Here is a 16,506-nt window from a genome sequence, read left to right as displayed (position 1 = left end):
GCTAGCCCTGCAATAGACACGCATTGCTAAACACCAGCCCGGATGGCATCGAGAAACTCTCTGTGGCTGCAGTCTGCCCAGGATCGAAATGACGCCTGCCGCGCACACTCCAACATGCAAAAAATTGAGAAAAATATGAAACGCATTTTATTTCCGATATGGGTCGCCATCAGTTTCGTTATTGGCACTGTTCCTGCATACGCTGCGCTGCAAATCCAGAACTGGACGCTGGAAAATGGCGCGCGCGTGCTGTTTGTCGAAAACCACACGATCCCGATGCTCGATGTCAGCGTCGAGTTCGATGCCGGCGCGCGCCGCGACCCGTCTGGCAAAGCCGGCCTGGCGGCATTCACCAACGGCATGCTGGCACGCGGCGTGCAGGCGGTGGCCACTGAGCCGGCGCTGTCCGAGGCGCAGGTGTCTGACGCCTTCGCTGACACCGCAGCCCAACGCGGCGGTGCTGCCGGCAGCGAGCGCGCCGGCGTAAGCTTGCGCACCCTGTCCAGCCCGGTCGAGCGCGATGCCTCGCTGGCGCTGCTGGCGCGTCTGCTGGCGCAGCCGAGTTTTCCGGAGGACATCCTGGCCCGCGACAAGGCGCGCACCATCGCCCATCTGAAAGAGGAGCTGACCAAGCCGGAAGCGATTGCCGACAAGGCGTTCTGGAAGACCTTATACGGCAATCATCCGTACGGACAGCAAGCCAGCGTCGATTCGGTCGCCACCATCAGCCGTGCCGATGTGTTGGAATTTCATCGCAGCCATTACGTCGCCGACCGCGCGGTGATCGCACTGATCGGCGACATATCCCGGCCCGAAGCGGATGTGATTGCACGGCAACTGACGCAACGTCTGCCGCATAGCGCTGCTGCGCTGCCGGCAATGCCGGACGTGCCGCCAGCCCACACAGAAGAGTTGCGCATCCCGCATCCGGCCTCGCAGGCGCATATCCTGATCGGCGCGCCGGCGCTGCAACGCAGCGATCCGGATTACTTCACGCTGATGGTCGGCAATTACATTCTGGGCGGCGGCGGCTTCGTCTCGCGCCTGACCCGCGAAGTGCGCGAAAAGCGCGGTTTGTCGTACAGCATTTACAGTTATTTCAGCCCGATGGCGCAGCCCGGACCGTTCCAGATCGGCTTGCAGACCAGCAAGGCGCAGGCTGATGACGCACTGAAAGTGGTGCGCAGCACGCTGGACGCCTTCCTGCAAGATGGCCCGAGCCAGGCTGAACTGAAGGCCGCCAAGGACAACCTGGTCGGTGGTTTTGCCTTGCGCATCGACAATAACCGCAAGATTCTCGACAATATCGCCGCCATCGGCTATTACCGGTTGCCGCTGGATTATCTCGATACCTGGACTGCCAACATTGCCAAAGTTACGACGGCCGACATCCGGGCCGCATTCGCACGCAAAGTGGCGCTCGACAAACTGGTCACGGTGGTGGTCGGCGTAGATCAGCAGAAATAGGACGAAATTTATTCGGCAAGGCTATACCCATTACTGTATTTATTTTATTTCAATGAAATAATGCGGCAATGGCAGTATTTATTCATATACTCCTTTGATATTTATCACACATGCGGCCACAGAAAAAATATTCCGGCAAGACTAAACAAACAGCGCCGGGCCGCCCTCGCAGCGGCCCGGCGCAACAGGTGCGCATCATCGGCGGTCAGTGGAAACGCACGCCTTTGCTGGTGCTGGACGTAGAAGGTTTGCGCCCGACTCCGGACCGGGTGCGCGAAACGGTCTTCAACTGGCTGCATTTTTTGCAGGGTGGCGGCTGGAGCCGGTTGCATTGCCTTGATTTGTTTGCCGGCACCGGCGCGCTCGGTTTCGAGGCGGCGAGTCGCGGCGCGGCCAGCGTCTTGATGGTGGAAGAGCATACCCCCGCAGCGCAACAACTCCAGACCACCAAGGACAAGCTGCAAGCAGCGCAAGTCAGTATTCTGCGCGGCGATGCATTTTCGGTGGCATCCAAATTCGCCGGCAGCGCGCCGGACAGCGCCCAGCGCTTCGACCTGATTTTCCTCGATCCGCCCTATGAGCAAGAATGGCTGGGGCGCATATTGCCGCTGTGCGTACATTTATTGTCCGAAAACGGTATCATTTATGCCGAATCCGAGATCGCGCTAACGCAGGACAGTCCGCCTGAATGGCTGGCGCCGTGGCAGGTAATTCGGCAAGGAGAGGCGGGAATGGTGTTCTACCATTTGCTGCAGCGCAAGAATTAAGCGCCAGGCAGACCTGTTTGGCATGTTTTATGAGGCATAATGCGCGTTCAATTTGGTTGATATTTCGAAGGAAAATCGATGGTTATTGCTGTATATCCGGGAACATTCGATCCGCTCACGCGCGGTCACGAAGATCTAGTGCGCCGTGCATCGAGCTTATTCAGTAAGCTGATTGTCGGGGTCGCCGACAGCAAAAACAAAAGCCCGTTTTTTGCTCTGGATGAGCGGCTCTCGATTGCAAACGAAGTGCTGGGCCATTATCCAAACGTGCAGGTCGAGAGTTTTTCCGGCTTGCTGAAGGATTTTGTGCGCCGCCACGATGCGCGCGTCATCGTGCGCGGTTTGCGCGCAGTGTCAGACTTTGAATACGAATTCCAGATGGCCGGCATGAATCGCTACCTGCTGCCGGATGTCGAAACCATGTTCCTGACGCCATCCGACCAGTACCAGTTCATTTCCGGCACCATCGTGCGCGAGATTGCGACCCTGGGCGGCGACGTCTCCAAGTTCGTTTTTCCTTCAGTCGAGAAATGGCTACAATCCAAATTAACGGAACAAAAGCAAGAGTCTGATTGAGTTTGATTGCGCCGTAGATTGCTGCGGCGCAAGTCGAATTCCAGCGGTAAAAAGAGGTGTTTTATGGCTTTAATAATAACGGATGACTGTATCAACTGCGATGTGTGCGAGCCCGAGTGCCCGAACGAAGCGATTTACATGGGGCCTGAGATCTATGAGATCGACCCTGACAAATGCACCGAGTGCGTCGGCCATTACAAGGAGCCGCAATGCCAGCAAGTCTGCCCGGTAAGCTGTATCCCGTTCAACCCGGACCGGCGCGAGACCAAAGAGCAACTGCAAGCCAAGTATGAGCGGCTACAGGCGGAGTTGAAGACACGTTAAGCGCTTGCGGATTAAAAATCAGCATTTGCTGTAAAAAAGGAGAGATTTTCAATCTCTCCTTTTTTCGTTTCAGTTCCGCACTGGCGCAGCGCCTGGTCAGGCCTTGATTTCATCAAACCGGAATCGCACTTCCTTATAGTTGCCGGCGATATATGTCAGCAGCGCCCAGATGAAAATAATAACGCCCGCCATCTCGAGACTTTCCTCAATGGTTGAAATCATGTTGTAGGCCAAATTGTGTGTTCCATGCAATTCCGCGTAGCGCCCGCCGATAAGCTCGAAACCGATGGCCCCGCCGAGGTAGATAATCGCAGCCATCAGGAAAGTGAACCTCGTTTTCGCAGGGAGATGCAACAGGAATTTCAGGAAGTACAGCCCGAGAACCAGCACGAGTACGATGCCAGGAATGACCCAGGCGAAATGAAAGGCGCCGAGATTGCCATCGCCCAACAGCGTGCGCATTGGTTCAACCAGCATTTCATGCAGGGTAACTGCTTCATCAACCGCCATGAGCAAGAATCCGAATGAAAGGATCGTCCAATGCAAAACGTGAGAAGCTTGCCGTTTTTTTTCCAGTACGGTGATGACCGCCAGAAGTAGGGCCGCGAAGACTAGTATGAACGTGGAGAAAAAGGCTGGGAGATTGAGCTCAGTGCCGACGTTAAACAGCCGGACCAGCCCATACACCCGCTCATGCCCGGTCAGGTAAACCGTCAACTGTCCTGCGGTGCTGGCAAGAACCAGAAAAAAAGCCACTGCTCCCAAAACGCGAGCAATTGAAGACGGATTCAGTGATATTGGGTTGCTTGTCATCTAATATGGATTCTTCCTAAGTTGTTGTCGGGCCGAATGTCTATATGTCACAAAGTGACTGATAAGCCAGTGCGCTGACTGGCAACACATTTCGGCACTTCCCACCCCAAAAGCTAGATACTGCTTCGATTTCAGGAAACGGCGCGATTATATTCCAGAGAACAAACCGTAAAATCCGACACGGGAAATTGTTACAAAAAATCAAAACGCCAGCGTGATATCGACTTCCTGCCCTAATCGCACTACCTGGCCCTTCCCTTGTTGCAAGATCACATTCATGCCGAACGTGATGCCGCCATCGACCTTGGGATTGGCGCGATAACTGCGCAAGATGTCCAGCGGGTCGGGGCCGACAATCCCGGTGGCCTGATCGACCGACGGTATCGGGCAGCGCGCGCAGGGCTTTACTGGTTTTAATATGGCCTCGCCAATGCGCAGGCTTTCGATGTAATCCTCCTCAAACGCCTCCACGCCATCAATCACGAGATTCGGACGAAAGCGGTTCATCGGCAGCGGCGCGCGATCCTGCGCAGCCAGTTTCTGGTTCAGGTCGGCCAGCGATGCCTGCGAGATCAGCAGGAATGGATAACCGTCCGAGAATAGCGCCGACACGTCGGCATGTGCGGTCCAGCGGGTGTTCGTGACGCGGCTGGCGTGGGGATGAAAGCGCACCAACCGGCACGGTACTCCCAATACCTGCGAAAACCAGTGCGCCGTAACGGCGTCGCAATCGTAGGCCGTCAGCGTATCGTCCCAGACCCGCACGGTAATGGTGGGCGCATGTTCCGCGTCGGGCAGATCGAGCGGAATCTCCAGCTCCAGCATCCCGGGCGCGCGCAGTTTCAGCCGATCGGCATAGATGCGGGGCGTGATTCGCGCCATCGCCGGATGTTCGCGCTGCGTCATGAAGTTGCCCTGCATATCGACTACCATCCATTCGCGGTCGTAGATGAAGTCGTGCATCAGGCCGGCAGGCGTCAAGGTCGCCTCGGTCAATGCAATCGCGCCGCAGGATTTGATCGGATAGAAATTGAGTTCGGTCAGTGTCGCCATGGTGCTATTAGATTTCATTAGATTTTTTGTTGGTTGTTTCAGCTTATGAATGAATCAAGCCGGATATCGAATTCCTGCAAGGCCTTTTGCGCTCCCTGCATTTTCTGGCGGAATTCCGGCCCGCGTTTCAGCGCCAGGCCCACCGCCAGGATGTCAATCACGACCAGGTGCGCCAGTCGTGCGGAAATCGGCGTATAGGGATCGATATTGAAGCTGATGTCGATCGGAATCAGCACCGTTGCCAGTGCGGCAAGCGGGGTGCCGCTGGGGGCCAGCGCGATGATGCTGGCGCCGCCTTTACGCGCCAATTCCACGCTGCGCAGCAGGGAAGTGCTGTTGCCGCGTTGCGAAATCGCGACCACGGTATCGCCTTCTTTGAGCAGCGTGGCCGCGATGCTGTGAATGTGCGGGTCGGCATAGGCGACGGTCGGTACGCCGGAACGAAAAAACTTATGCTGGGCATCGGCTGCGACAATGCCGGAGCTACCCTGGCCATAAAATTCTATCTTGTTGGATTGCACCAATATATCCAGCGCGCGCTGAATCGTATCCGGCTTCAGATGGTTCCTCAAGTCGAGCAAAGTGTGGATCGAGCGGCTGCAAATCTTGTTCACGAGATCTGCCGCAAGATCATCTTGCGCTGGCGATTCGGGCGCGCCCGGCATTGCCAGCGCAATGTTTTGCGCCAGCTTGAGCTTGAATTCATGCCAGCCGTCAAAGCCAAGCGAGCGGCAGAAACGTACCACTGTCGGTTCCGATACTTGTGCGCTTTTGGCCAGCGCCGTGATGTTTTCGGCGACCGTGGCTTCCGGATGTGCAAGTACCGCGAGCGCGACTTTCCTCTCTGACTTTGAGAACGCGTCGAGCTGGGTTTGTATCGATGCAAGCAGCATGTTGTTCTTTCAGGATTGCGGCAAGACTTCTTCGCGCCACTGCAGGCCGTTGCGGCCGATCAAGGCGCTGGCAGCTGGAGGCCCCCAAGTGCCGGCAGTATACGCAATGGGCTCAATTTCGTTCTGCTCCCAGTGGTTCAGGACCGGTTCGATCCATTCCCATGCCGCCTCCAGTTCATCGCCGCGCATGAACAGCGTGAGCTGGCCGCGCAATACATCCAGCAGCAAACGCTCATAAGCTTCCATGCGCGGTGCGCGAAAGGTTTCGAGGAAATCCATCTCCAGTTCAACCGGCTTCAGGCGCATGCTGTCGCCGGGTGTTTTAGCCATCAAGTGCAGTGTAAGTCCTTCATCCGGCTGGAGCCGGATGACCAGGCAGTTTGGCTGAAAACTGCTGCTGGCCTGGGCAAAAATAGAATGGGGAATCGACTTGAAACGCACCACGATTTCAGCCAGGCGATCGGGCATGCGCTTTCCGGTTCTTAAATAAAACGGCACGCCGGCCCAGCGCCAGCTATCGATTTCCGTTTTCAAGGCAACAAAGCTTTCGGTGCGTGAATGCGGATCGGCGCCGGCTTCATCGCGATAACCGGGCACCGCAACGCCTTCAATGTAACCGGCGCGGTATTGGCCGCGGACCACATCTTGCGCCAGTGTGGTCGGCGTAAAGCGGCGCAGCGAATGCAGCACCTGTAGTTTTGCGTCGCGTACCGCATCGGGGGCAATCGATGTCGGCGGCTCCATGGCGACGATGCACAATAGTTGCAGCAGATGGTTTTGCAGCATGTCGCGCAATGCGCCGGAGGTATCGTAATAACCCATCCGGGTGCCCACGCCCAAATCTTCGGCGATGGTGATTTGCACGTCGGAAATCCATTCGCGCCGCCATAGCGGCTCAAACAGTACATTGCCGAAACGCAGTGCCAGCAAATTCTGTACCGTTTCCTTGCCCAGATAATGATCGATGCGAAATATCTGCGACTCCGAGAACACACAGCCGACTTCAGCATTGATCTGCTTGGCGCTGGCCAGGTCGCGACCGAGCGGTTTTTCCAGGACTACACGGGAGTTTTTGTTCACCAATCCAGATGCGGCAAGGTTGCTGCAAATCTTGGAAAACAGGCCCGGCGGCGTAGCCAGGTAATACACGCGCGTGATCGCCGCATCGTCGCGTAGCGCCGCAACCAGCGCTGGATAGCTGGCGGGGTCGTCGGCGTCCAGGCGCACATAGACGATGCGGTTCAGGAATGCCTGCCAGGATGCGGCGTCAGGAGATTTTTTGATGTGACTTTTGGCATTCTTATCGACTTCACGGTGGAAATCTTCCTGCTTCCAGTCATTGCGGCCGATGCAGATAATGCGTGCGGTGTCCGGAAAGCTGCCGGCAAGGCCGCATGAAAACAAGGCGGGGAGCAATTTCCGCATCGCCAGATCACCGCTGCCGCCAAACAGGACAAAGTCGAAGTCGTTAAGGGTCATTTTGTGGTTTGCGTAAATTAATCGGATCAAGCGTTTTTAAAAAGTGTTTTGAATTTATTCGATATAAGCATGTTCAGGCAGGCCCGGCACCTCCACGCGCATCGACAGCAGGCAGCCGGACCATGGATATTCTGCCAGTTCTGCCGCAGCACGATTGTGCCGCGCGCTGGTGATATACAAGGTGCGTAAATCCGCGCCGCCAAAAGCGATCATGGTCGGGCAGCGCAAGGGTAGCGGGATTTCGCGCAGGATGTCGCCTTCCGGCGACAGTCGCAGCAGTCGACCGCCGTCAAACATCGCGCACCAGTAAGCGCCTTCGCTATCGACTGCGGCACCGTCGGGGCGTCCGCCGTAATTGTGCAGCTTGTCGCTGGAGAATTGCCTGAAAACCTGTGGCGCGCTGGCCGCACCGTGTTCCAGGTCGAATGCATAGCGGCGTATCACGTGTGCGGTAGTGTCGGCGTGATACAGCGTGCGGTTGTCCGGGCTGAATGCCAGGCCGTTCGATACCGTGACGCCGCTCCAGTGCGCATGCACTGTGCCTTGATCGAGGCAATACATGGCGCCCAATTGCCGGTCGCGCGGCTCATACAGCGAGCCGGCCCAGAAGCGTCCTGCAGCATCGCAACGCCCATCGTTGAATCGCGTCGTCGCTGTGTCATAAGGCGCGGGTGCAATTGCCTGCAATGTGCCGTCGTCGGTGTTCAGATGGAAGAATCCGCTGCGCAACGCGACGATCAATCCGCCGGTTGCGTTGCGTGCAATGCAGCCTGGCTCGGCCGGCATCTGCCAACTGCTGTGCGCGCCAGTTGCCGGATGCAGCCGGTGCACTGCATATCCGGCGATGTCGACCCAGTACAACGCCACCTCAATCGGATGCCAGAGCGGGCATTCGCCGACTTGCATCGGCTGGTCAAACGCGACCTGAACAGAATTCATCGAAATAGAGGGGAGAGTTGTGGTACGAAATTAAACTATACAGGAATTTTAGGTAAAATTACTACGTAATATGTGCATCGATTTAATGGGTTGTCCCAGAACTTTACGCATGCTTCAGGGTATTTTATGGCAATTATTGGCAGCCAATCGTTGCATGTTTATTGCGCATTCGTTGCACTATTTTGTAGTAATATTACGCAATTAGAAATCTAAGGATCGCATCATGTCGCTTCATCCTGTTGTATCTGTTGTCACCGAGCGCATCATTGCGCGCAGCGCGCCTTACCGTGCGGCCTATCTGGATCGGCTGGAGGCAGCGCGCCTGGAAACTGTCCAGCGCAGCAGTTTGTCATGCACTAATCTGGCGCATGGTTTTGCCGCGTTCCCGGCCAACGACAAGCTGGTGCTGAAACAGCAGAAAAAACCTTCAGTGGCGATCGTGTCTGCCTATAACGACATGCTGTCGGCGCATCAGCCTTTCGAGCGCTTTCCGCAACTGATCAAGGACGCGGTGCGCGCTGCCGGCGGGGTGGCGCAATTTGCCGGTGGCACGCCGGCGATGTGCGATGGCGTCACGCAAGGGCAGCCCGGCATGGAGCTCTCTTTATTCTCGCGCGATACGATTGCGATGGCGACCGCGATTGCGCTGTCGCACAACATGTTCGATGCGGTGGTGTATCTCGGCGTGTGCGACAAAATCGTCCCCGGACTGCTGATCGGCGCGCTGCATTTCGGCCACTTGCCGGCGGTGTTCATCCCGGCCGGGCCGATGACTTCCGGCATGTCGAACCCGGAAAAAGCCCGCATTCGCCAACTGTACGCGCAGGGCAAAGTCGACCGCGATGCGCTGCTGGAAGCCGAGTCGCAGTCGTATCACGCAGCCGGCACCTGTACTTTTTACGGCACCGCCAACAGCAATCAACTCTTGATGGAGGTGATGGGTTTGCACTTGCCGGGCGCAGCTTTCATCACCCCGAATACGCCCTTGCGCGATGCGCTGACGGTAGCCGCTGCGCAGCGCGCAGTGGAGATCGCCGAACACGGCAAGGAGTACACGCCGGTAGGACGTTTGGTGGATGAAAAATCCATAGTGAACGCCATCATCGGCTTGCTGGCAACCGGCGGATCGACCAATCACACTTTGCATCTGGTGGCCATCGCGAAAGCGGCCGGCATCGTGATCGACTGGAATGACTTTGACCAGTTGTCGTCAGTGATTCCGATGCTGACCCGCATCTATCCCAACGGCGACGCCGATATCAACCATTTCCACGCCGCTGGCGGCACCGGTTTCGTGATCCGCGAATTGCTGGATGCCGGTTTGTTGCACGACGATGTAACGACGATTCTGGGTCACGGCTTGCGCGCCCATTGCAGCGAGCCATTCCTGCAGCAGGATCAAACGGCGATGTGGAAACCCGCCGCTGCTGTCAGCGGCGATCAGGACGTGCTGCGCGCCATTGATCAGCCGTTTTCCACCGATGGCGGCATCAAACTGGTGTCCGGCAATCTCGGCCGTGCGGTGATGAAAGTGTCCGCAGTCAAGCCCCAGCATCGCTCGGTGGAAGCGCCCGCCATCGTGTTCGATTCGCAGGAAGCGTTCATGCACGCTTACAAGGCCGGCCAGCTGGATCGTGATTTTGTCGCGGTGCTGCGTTTTCAGGGGCCGCGCGCCAACGGCATGCCGGAGCTGCATGCGCTGACCCCGGCGCTGGCAAATTTGCAGGATGCCGGCCGCCATGTCGCGCTGGTAACCGATGGCCGCATGTCCGGCGCATCGGGCAAAGTTCCGGCCGTGATCCACGTCTCGCCCGAGGTGCTGGCCGGCGGTCCGCTGGGCCGCGTTATGAATGGCGACATCATCCGCATCGACGCCGAAAACGGTTTGGTTGAAGCGCTGGTGCCAGCCGAACAATGGGCGGCGCGGGCCCAGGCTACCGCAGATTTATCGGCCAATCATATCGGCATGGGGCGCGAGTTGTTCGGCATGTTCCGCGCCGCGGTGAGTGCCGCGGAAGAGGGTGCAACCACCTTCGGCTTGCCGATCCCATTGCCGCTGCCGTTGCTGCAAGTTGCCAGTGAACATAAGCCCGACGTGCTGGACGCCGAACCGTTCAACGATGAAGATCACTTGATTAAACCAATATGAAAATGTCGCCTATCATCCTTGAAATCATGCGCACTTCGGCCGTGATTCCGGTCATCGCAATCGATGATTTAGCCCATGCGGTGCCGCTGGCGCGCGCCTTGGTCGCCGGCGGCATCCGCGTGCTGGAAGTGACGCTGCGCACCGCGCACGGGCTGGCTGCGATCCGCGCCATAGCGGAGCACGTGCCGCAAGCGATAGTCGGCGTGGGCACTTTGACGCAAGCATCGGAATTTGCCGCGGCCCGCGACGCCGGTGCGGTATTCGGCGTTTCGCCCGGATTGACTGCGGCGCTGGTAGAAGGCGCGAAGAAAAGCGGCTTGCCTTTGCTCCCCGGCGTCATGACGCCATCCGAGGTGATGGCCGCGCGCGAGCTGGGCTTTCAGCAGTTGAAGCTGTTTCCCGCAGTGCCGGCCGGTGGCATCGGCATGTTGAATGCGATAGCCGGGCCGCTGCCGGACATCACTTTCTGCCCGACCGGCGGCATTTCAATCGCGACCGCAGCGCAATTTCTCGCCTGCAAAAATGTGGCCTGCGTCGGCGGTTCGTGGCTGACGCCAAAAGACGCGATGCTCTCCGGCGACTGGGCCCGCATCACCGCGCTGGCGGCTGCGGCAAGTGCCTTGCGTCAGTAAACTTATTGTTATACCGGTGGGGTGTAAATTTTAGTTCCGCATTAAATATATGCGGAAAAATGCACGTTTTAAATTTTTTGTAGGGAGTATGTTTAATACTCGGGATTGTGCCGATCCCAACTTGCTTATTCTTCATTGCAAAGAATCAAATCCGGCCCCGTTTGAATTCGGCTATGAATGCTTGGGCTTGCGCATGCGTGACGACGATATCCGGATCGCCGTGGTACGCATATAAAAAAGGCGTGCCGCCCAGGCGATCGGTCATTTTTGCCAAAAGTAAAAACCGTGTGCCCACTGGAAATCGCCCGGTGTCAGTCAGCCGCCTGGAGCACTGCACCAACAGCGTGCTGGAAAACGCTTGGCCGTGGATCGGCCGTATCTGCACCAAGCCGCGCTTGCCGGTGGAAACCGGCGGGATGAAGGACTCGACAATCACTTGTCTGTATGCAGAGGTATCACGGGTCATAACGGAAAATCCTTGTGGTCCAAATTTCGCTGTGGATGGATGCAGTTACTTTGCTGTTGCTCATGCCTGGTATCTATCGCATTTTATGCGTAACCGTTCAACTCCCTGCTAAACAGCTTATTAAAAAAGCCCAGTAAAAACTGGGCTTTAAGGGTATTTCCTGAGATTTTTGAAGCATCAGGAAATCGACTGCAACAACAAGTGGTTCGGTTCAGACGTTGAACAGGAAATTCAGCACATCGCCATCCTTGACCACATATTCCTTACCCTCGGCGCGCATCTTGCCCGCCTCCTTGGCGCCCGCTTCGCCCTTGTAAGTGATGAAGTCTTCATATGCAATGGTCTGGGCGCGGATGTAGCCGCGTTCGAAATCGGTGTGAATCACGCCGGCTGCCTGCGGTCCGGTATCGCCCGCGTGGATGGTCCAGGCGCGCACTTCCTTCACGCCAGCGGTGAAATAAGTCTGCAAACCGAGCAGCTTGTAAGCGGCACGAATCAGCCGATCCAGGCCAGGCTCTTCCAGTCCCATGTCGCCCAGGAAGGCAGCCTTGTCTTCTTCTTCGAGATCGGCGATTTCAGCTTCGATCGAGGCGCAAATGGCGACGATCGGTGCGTTTTGCGATGCCGCATACGCAGTCAGTTGATCCAGCAACGGGTTGTTGGTGAAACCGGTGTCGGACACGTTGGCCACATACATCGCCGGCTTGGCGGTAATCAGGCACATCGGCTTGATCAGCAGCATTTCTTCCGCGTCCAGCCCCATTGCGCGCACCGGTTGCGCTTCGTTCAGATGCGGCATGATGCGTTCCAGCAATTCAACCAGCTTGGCGGCGTCCTTGTCGCCGGAACGGGCTTTCTTGTGTTCGCGATGAATTGCTTTTTCGACCGTGGCCATGTCGGCCAGCGCCAACTCGGTCTGGATCACTTCGATATCGTCCAGCGGATTAATCTTGCCGGCGACATGGATCACGTTGTCGTCTTCAAAGCAGCGCACCACGTTGACAATCGCGTCGGTTTCGCGGATGTGCGCGAGGAACTGGTTACCCAAGCCTTCGCCCTTGGATGCGCCCGCCACTAGGCCGGCGATATCGACGAATTCGACAATCGCGTTTTGCACCCGTTGCGGCTTGACGATGGCCGACAGCGCAGTCAGGCGCGGGTCCGGCACTTCGACTACGCCGACGTTGGGCTCGATGGTGCAAAACGGATAATTCTCGGCCGGAATGCCGGCTTTCGTGAGCGCGTTGAAAAGGGTGGATTTACCGACGTTAGGCAGGCCGACGATGCCGCATTGGAGACTCATGATATGTGCTTTGCAAATGGAATTAAGGCGCTATTTTACCGGATGCCGGATGTTGGATTGATTTAACAGAGACTTGCGCCAGCAGTCGCATCAAACGTTACTGCAAAAAATTTATCACGCCTTGTCAGCCGAGCTGATTAACGCCCGGGACATTCGTTGGCCTGGCGCGCGAAGGGATGGTTTGCCCGTGTAAAATGCTGGAACGTATTTTTTCATACACTAAGAAAGCAAGGCTTCATGAAAATTTCTAATAATTCTGATATCACCTCCAGGAAATTAATCCAACCGCTGGCGAATTTCATTTTCATGACGCGCTGGCTGCAACTGCCGCTGTATCTCGGCCTGATTCTGGCCCAATGCGTCTATGTATTTCATTTCTGGGTCGAATTGTCCGACCTTATCGGCGCTGTGTTCGGCAATGAGGCAGCGCTCAAGCATATTCTGGATGCCGTCACGATCGACGGCATGGTCAGACCCAGCAAGTTGAATGAAACCACGATCATGCTGGTGGTGCTGGGCCTGATCGACGTGGTGATGATTTCCAACTTGCTGATCATGGTGATCGTTGGCGGCTACGAGACTTTCGTGTCGCGGATGAATCTGGAAAGTCATCCGGATCAACCGGAATGGTTGTCGCATGTGAACGCGTCAGTACTGAAAGTCAAACTGGCGACGGCGATCATCGGCATTTCATCCATCCATTTGCTGAAAACTTTCATCAACGCTAAGGCTTATGATGAAAAGACGCTGCTGGCACAGACCGGCATCCATGTGGTTTTCCTGCTTTCCGCAATGGCGATCGCGTACTGTGATCGCATCATGATGGGCACGCAAGCTCACAATAAACCGCATTGAAATCCATCTGTAGCCAACAGTTTCAATTCAAAAACATTTTCAAGCCAGTTCTTCAGACTTACTTAATGCCACCGCATCATAGAACTTGAATATACTGACACATCGAAGCCGGGAGACGAATCAAGACCACGCGGATTCGATACCGGCCGATAGGTAGATACATTTAGTGTTATCTGAAAATAGTTTTTTGACGATGCGGAGAATGAAAAATGTCACTGAAGAATTTGATGGTTCATCTGGACCAAGGCAAGCGCACTGCATCAAGACTGGAACTCGCGGCATCGCTGGCACGCCAGCATCAGGCACGACTGATAGGCGTGTTTGGACAACTGGCTCCGTCGCAACAGGTGGGCACGGTCTCGACCTGGCCTACCGCGGCATACACCGAAGCTGCCGAGGCTAGCAAAGCTGCATTCGAGAAAGCCACTGCCGGCCTGCCGCAGGCCGAATGGTACGACGTCAATCGTGGTAGCGAAGTCGAAGTGCTGCGCCACATCACCGATCTGGCGCGTCATGCCGATTTGGTCGTAATGGGCCAACATGACGAAACAGCCAAGTCTTATGTGCCGGCTGATCTGGTCGAGGAAGTGGTTCTCAATTCTGGCCGGCCGGTACTGATCCTGCCTTACGTCGGAACGTTCTCTGAAGTGGCCAAGCGTCCGCTGATCGCCTGGAGCAACGCCCGCGAGGCTGCCCGCGCGCTCAACGATGCTCTGCCACTAATGGAAGGCTGTGATGACGCCACTGTAATGTCGTTCTCCACCACCACTGAAGATGCCCGTAACAGTAGTAATGAAGTAACCCGTCATCTTGCCTGCCACGGCATCCAGGCCAAATCGGAAATCATGCTGGTCAACGACATCGGCATCATGGACATGTTGCTCAACCGGGCCGCCGACTTCGGATCCGACCTGCTGGTCATGGGCGCCCATGGCCATATCGGGCTGCCGTTTGTCAGCCGTGGCGCAGGCACCCGCTACATACTTCGGCACATGACAGTGCCGGTTCTGATGTCCAATTAAGACTCGGTTCGAGAAGCGCCAGACCCCGGGTGCTTGATGCGCGAAGAAGACCACTAATTTTTAGTGGTCTTTTTTTTATGGCCGCTAAGAGATAACCCAGGTGCAGGGACTTGATTGGCACAAACATCAGGCTGATTTTCCTGAATTTACGAAACAATACCCATGCGCTCGTATTTTGTGACCGCAAGGAAAATTTGTGGCACGGTAGTTTTTGAAAACCAAGTGAAAACGGAAATAGACTGGGCACGAGAACTTCTCGTCCCACAAACAAAAACGCCAACCCGTGAAGGTTGGCGTTTCGTAATACACATTCTTGGTGGCCCGGGGCGGAATCGAACCACCGACACAAGGATTTTCAATCCTCTGCTCTACCGACTGAGCTACCAGGCCAAGGAGCCGAATTATAGCAAAAGAATTTTCAATAAGCAAAGTGGATCGTTAATTTTCTTTTTCATGCAGCCGTTATAATCCGTCCATGAATACTTCATCTTCATTTTCAGTCGCTGCTTCGCCCCCATTCCCGATACAAAGTGATGTTTGTGTCGTTGGCAATGGCGTCATTGGCAAGGCGACTGCATTGGGTTTTGCGCAGGCGGGTTTGAGCGTTACGCTACTTGGCCCTGTGGCAGCGCCAGCCAGAGATTCATCTGCCTTGACGCAGGGTTGGGATGCGCGGGTGTATGCATTGAACCATGTCGCGCATGCGTTGCTGTCTTCGGTCAAGGTGTGGGATGCGCTGGATGCATCGCGTATCGCGGCTGTCGATGAAATGGTGGTGCAGGGTGATGACGGCAAGCATTCCGGCCTGCTCGGCTTCGATGCGTATGGCGCACATGTCGGCGCGCTGGCGTGGATTGTGGAAGATCGCAATCTGAATGCGGCGCTGGATTCGGCACTGAAATTCGCGCCCAGAGTGCGCGTCGTGCAGGGCCGTGCGACAGCGCTGCACAACACTAGCGAGAGTGCCGTGATCACGCTGGAAAATGGCGGTACGCTGTGCGCGTCGCTGATGGTGGGTGCTGACGGTGGCCAGTCCTGGGTGCGCAACAAGTGCGATATCGGGATCGATTACCGGTCGTATGGTCAGCGCGGCGTGGTTACCAATTTCGAGTGCGACAAGCCGCATCATGGAGTCGCCTACCAGTGGTTTACCGCCACCGAAGGGATCGTTGCCTTGTTGCCGCTGCCGGGTCAGCGCGTGTCGCTGGTCTGGTCGGCGCCGGAGGCACTGGCGGAAATCCTGATGCGCGAGACTCCGGCCCAGATCGCGGCGCGCTTGCAAGTGTTCTGCGGCGAGCAACTGGGGCTGTTGCGCCCGGTTCAGCCGGAGCAAGTGAAAGCATTTCCATTGGCATTGATTCGCCCGCATGCGATTGTCGCTCCACGCGTGGCTTTGGTGGGCGACGCCGCGCATGTGGTGCATCCGTTGGCTGGACATGGGATGAATCTGGGTTTCGCGGATGTCGCCGGATTGCTCGAAGCGGTCGCTGCGCGCGAAGCCCACCGCGATTGCGGCGATGCGCGCGTGCTGGCGCGTTATGCGCGCGGTCGCAAGGAAGACATCCTGCTGATGCAATTGGCGACAGATAGTCTGGCGCGACTTTTTGCGACTGATTTTGCACCGGTTCGCATGGCTTTGAATGCAGGATTGAACTTGATAGATAAACTCCCTGTCCTAAAGCGGATATTGATATCGCATGCTTTAGGCGGCAAGTAATCAATATAAATATTCTAGAAATTCAGGCAGTGTTCCTGCCGTAATGCAATC

Annotated in this window: 16 protein-coding genes and 1 tRNA gene; 9 read left to right on the top strand and 8 right to left on the bottom strand. The window is 56.3% G+C overall.

Annotation, left to right across the window (positions count from 1 at the left end; all coding sequences use genetic code 11):
* Nucleotides 1–135: 135 nt before the first annotated feature.
* The 4 genes from FKCLFG_RS12635 (at nt 136) to FKCLFG_RS12620 (ending at nt 3,134) form a co-directional block, all read left to right on the top strand.
* Entirely contained in the window at nt 136–1,467 is a 1,332-nt protein-coding gene (locus tag FKCLFG_RS12635; RefSeq protein ID WP_472613431.1) for a M16 family metallopeptidase, read from the top strand.
* Between the two features lie 110 nt (nt 1,468–1,577).
* Complete coding sequence (gene rsmD, locus FKCLFG_RS12630; RefSeq protein ID WP_472613430.1) at nt 1,578–2,234, top strand: 16S rRNA (guanine(966)-N(2))-methyltransferase RsmD; 657 nt, start codon at nt 1,578–1,580, stop codon at nt 2,232–2,234.
* A 78-nt stretch (nt 2,235–2,312) separates the two neighbouring features.
* The gene (gene coaD / locus FKCLFG_RS12625; RefSeq protein WP_472613429.1) at nt 2,313–2,810 is read left to right on the top strand and encodes a pantetheine-phosphate adenylyltransferase; all 498 of its coding nucleotides are present in this window, start codon (nt 2,313–2,315) and stop codon (nt 2,808–2,810) included.
* Between the two features lie 63 nt (nt 2,811–2,873).
* Complete coding sequence (locus tag FKCLFG_RS12620) at nt 2,874–3,134, top strand: YfhL family 4Fe-4S dicluster ferredoxin (protein ID WP_472613428.1); 261 nt, start codon at nt 2,874–2,876, stop codon at nt 3,132–3,134.
* A gap of 96 nt (nt 3,135–3,230) precedes the next feature.
* Here the strand turns inward: FKCLFG_RS12620 and FKCLFG_RS12615 are convergent, their stop codons facing one another.
* The 5 genes from FKCLFG_RS12615 to FKCLFG_RS12595 form a co-directional block, all read right to left on the bottom strand.
* Nucleotides 3,231–3,947 carry a hypothetical protein gene (locus FKCLFG_RS12615; RefSeq protein ID WP_472613427.1) on the bottom strand — a complete coding sequence of 239 codons (717 nt, stop codon included), beginning with the start codon at nt 3,945–3,947 and terminating at the stop codon, nt 3,231–3,233.
* A gap of 201 nt (nt 3,948–4,148) precedes the next feature.
* Nucleotides 4,149–5,000, bottom strand: coding sequence for an MOSC domain-containing protein (locus FKCLFG_RS12610; RefSeq protein ID WP_472615854.1), 852 nt, complete (start codon nt 4,998–5,000; stop codon nt 4,149–4,151).
* A gap of 38 nt (nt 5,001–5,038) precedes the next feature.
* A complete protein-coding gene (locus FKCLFG_RS12605) occupies nt 5,039–5,893 on the bottom strand; it encodes an SIS domain-containing protein (RefSeq protein WP_472613426.1) in 855 nt (284 codons plus the stop codon).
* Nucleotides 5,894–5,902: 9 nt separating this feature from the next.
* Complete coding sequence (gene zwf, locus FKCLFG_RS12600; RefSeq protein ID WP_472613425.1) at nt 5,903–7,372, bottom strand: glucose-6-phosphate dehydrogenase; 1,470 nt, start codon at nt 7,370–7,372, stop codon at nt 5,903–5,905.
* A gap of 54 nt (nt 7,373–7,426) precedes the next feature.
* Nucleotides 7,427–8,311, bottom strand: a complete 885-nt coding sequence (locus tag FKCLFG_RS12595; RefSeq protein ID WP_472613424.1) for an SMP-30/gluconolactonase/LRE family protein — start codon at nt 8,309–8,311, stop codon at nt 7,427–7,429.
* 223 nt (nt 8,312–8,534) lie between these two features.
* Here FKCLFG_RS12595 and edd point away from each other — a divergent pair, with 223 nt between their 5' ends.
* Together edd and eda are read left to right on the top strand one after the other, a co-directional pair.
* Nucleotides 8,535–10,460 carry a phosphogluconate dehydratase gene (gene edd / locus FKCLFG_RS12590; RefSeq protein WP_472613423.1) on the top strand — a complete coding sequence of 642 codons (1,926 nt, stop codon included), beginning with the start codon at nt 8,535–8,537 and terminating at the stop codon, nt 10,458–10,460.
* Between the two features lie 2 nt (nt 10,461–10,462).
* Complete coding sequence (gene eda, locus FKCLFG_RS12585; protein WP_472615853.1) at nt 10,463–11,092, top strand: bifunctional 4-hydroxy-2-oxoglutarate aldolase/2-dehydro-3-deoxy-phosphogluconate aldolase; 630 nt, start codon at nt 10,463–10,465, stop codon at nt 11,090–11,092.
* A gap of 145 nt (nt 11,093–11,237) precedes the next feature.
* On the opposite strand, the gene FKCLFG_RS12580 is transcribed toward eda, so the two are convergent.
* Both FKCLFG_RS12580 and ychF read right to left on the bottom strand, forming a co-directional pair.
* Entirely contained in the window at nt 11,238–11,558 is a 321-nt protein-coding gene (locus FKCLFG_RS12580) for a hypothetical protein (RefSeq protein ID WP_472613422.1), read from the bottom strand.
* 211 nt (nt 11,559–11,769) lie between these two features.
* A complete protein-coding gene (gene ychF, locus FKCLFG_RS12575) occupies nt 11,770–12,861 on the bottom strand; it encodes a redox-regulated ATPase YchF (RefSeq protein WP_472613421.1) in 1,092 nt (363 codons plus the stop codon).
* 237 nt (nt 12,862–13,098) lie between these two features.
* Between ychF and FKCLFG_RS12570 the strand changes: the two genes are divergently transcribed.
* Both FKCLFG_RS12570 and FKCLFG_RS12565 read left to right on the top strand, forming a co-directional pair.
* A complete protein-coding gene (locus FKCLFG_RS12570) occupies nt 13,099–13,716 on the top strand; it encodes a TIGR00645 family protein (protein ID WP_472613420.1) in 618 nt (205 codons plus the stop codon).
* Between the two features lie 209 nt (nt 13,717–13,925).
* Nucleotides 13,926–14,738 (top strand): universal stress protein, encoded by an 813-nt coding sequence (locus FKCLFG_RS12565; protein WP_472613419.1) that lies wholly within the window; start codon nt 13,926–13,928, stop codon nt 14,736–14,738.
* A gap of 314 nt (nt 14,739–15,052) precedes the next feature.
* Here FKCLFG_RS12565 and FKCLFG_RS12560 read toward each other — a convergent pair.
* Nucleotides 15,053–15,128 (bottom strand) — tRNA-Phe (locus FKCLFG_RS12560).
* Nucleotides 15,129–15,213: 85 nt separating this feature from the next.
* On the opposite strand from FKCLFG_RS12560, the gene FKCLFG_RS12555 reads away from it, so the two are divergent.
* Nucleotides 15,214–16,455 (top strand): FAD-dependent monooxygenase, encoded by a 1,242-nt coding sequence (locus FKCLFG_RS12555; RefSeq protein WP_472613418.1) that lies wholly within the window; start codon nt 15,214–15,216, stop codon nt 16,453–16,455.
* Nucleotides 16,456–16,506 lie beyond the last annotated feature (51 nt).

It is taken from the genome of Gelidimonas denitrificans (assembly GCF_055694065.1).
Note: the sequence above shows the minus strand (reverse complement) of the source record. Positions and strands in the feature narration are given on the sequence as shown.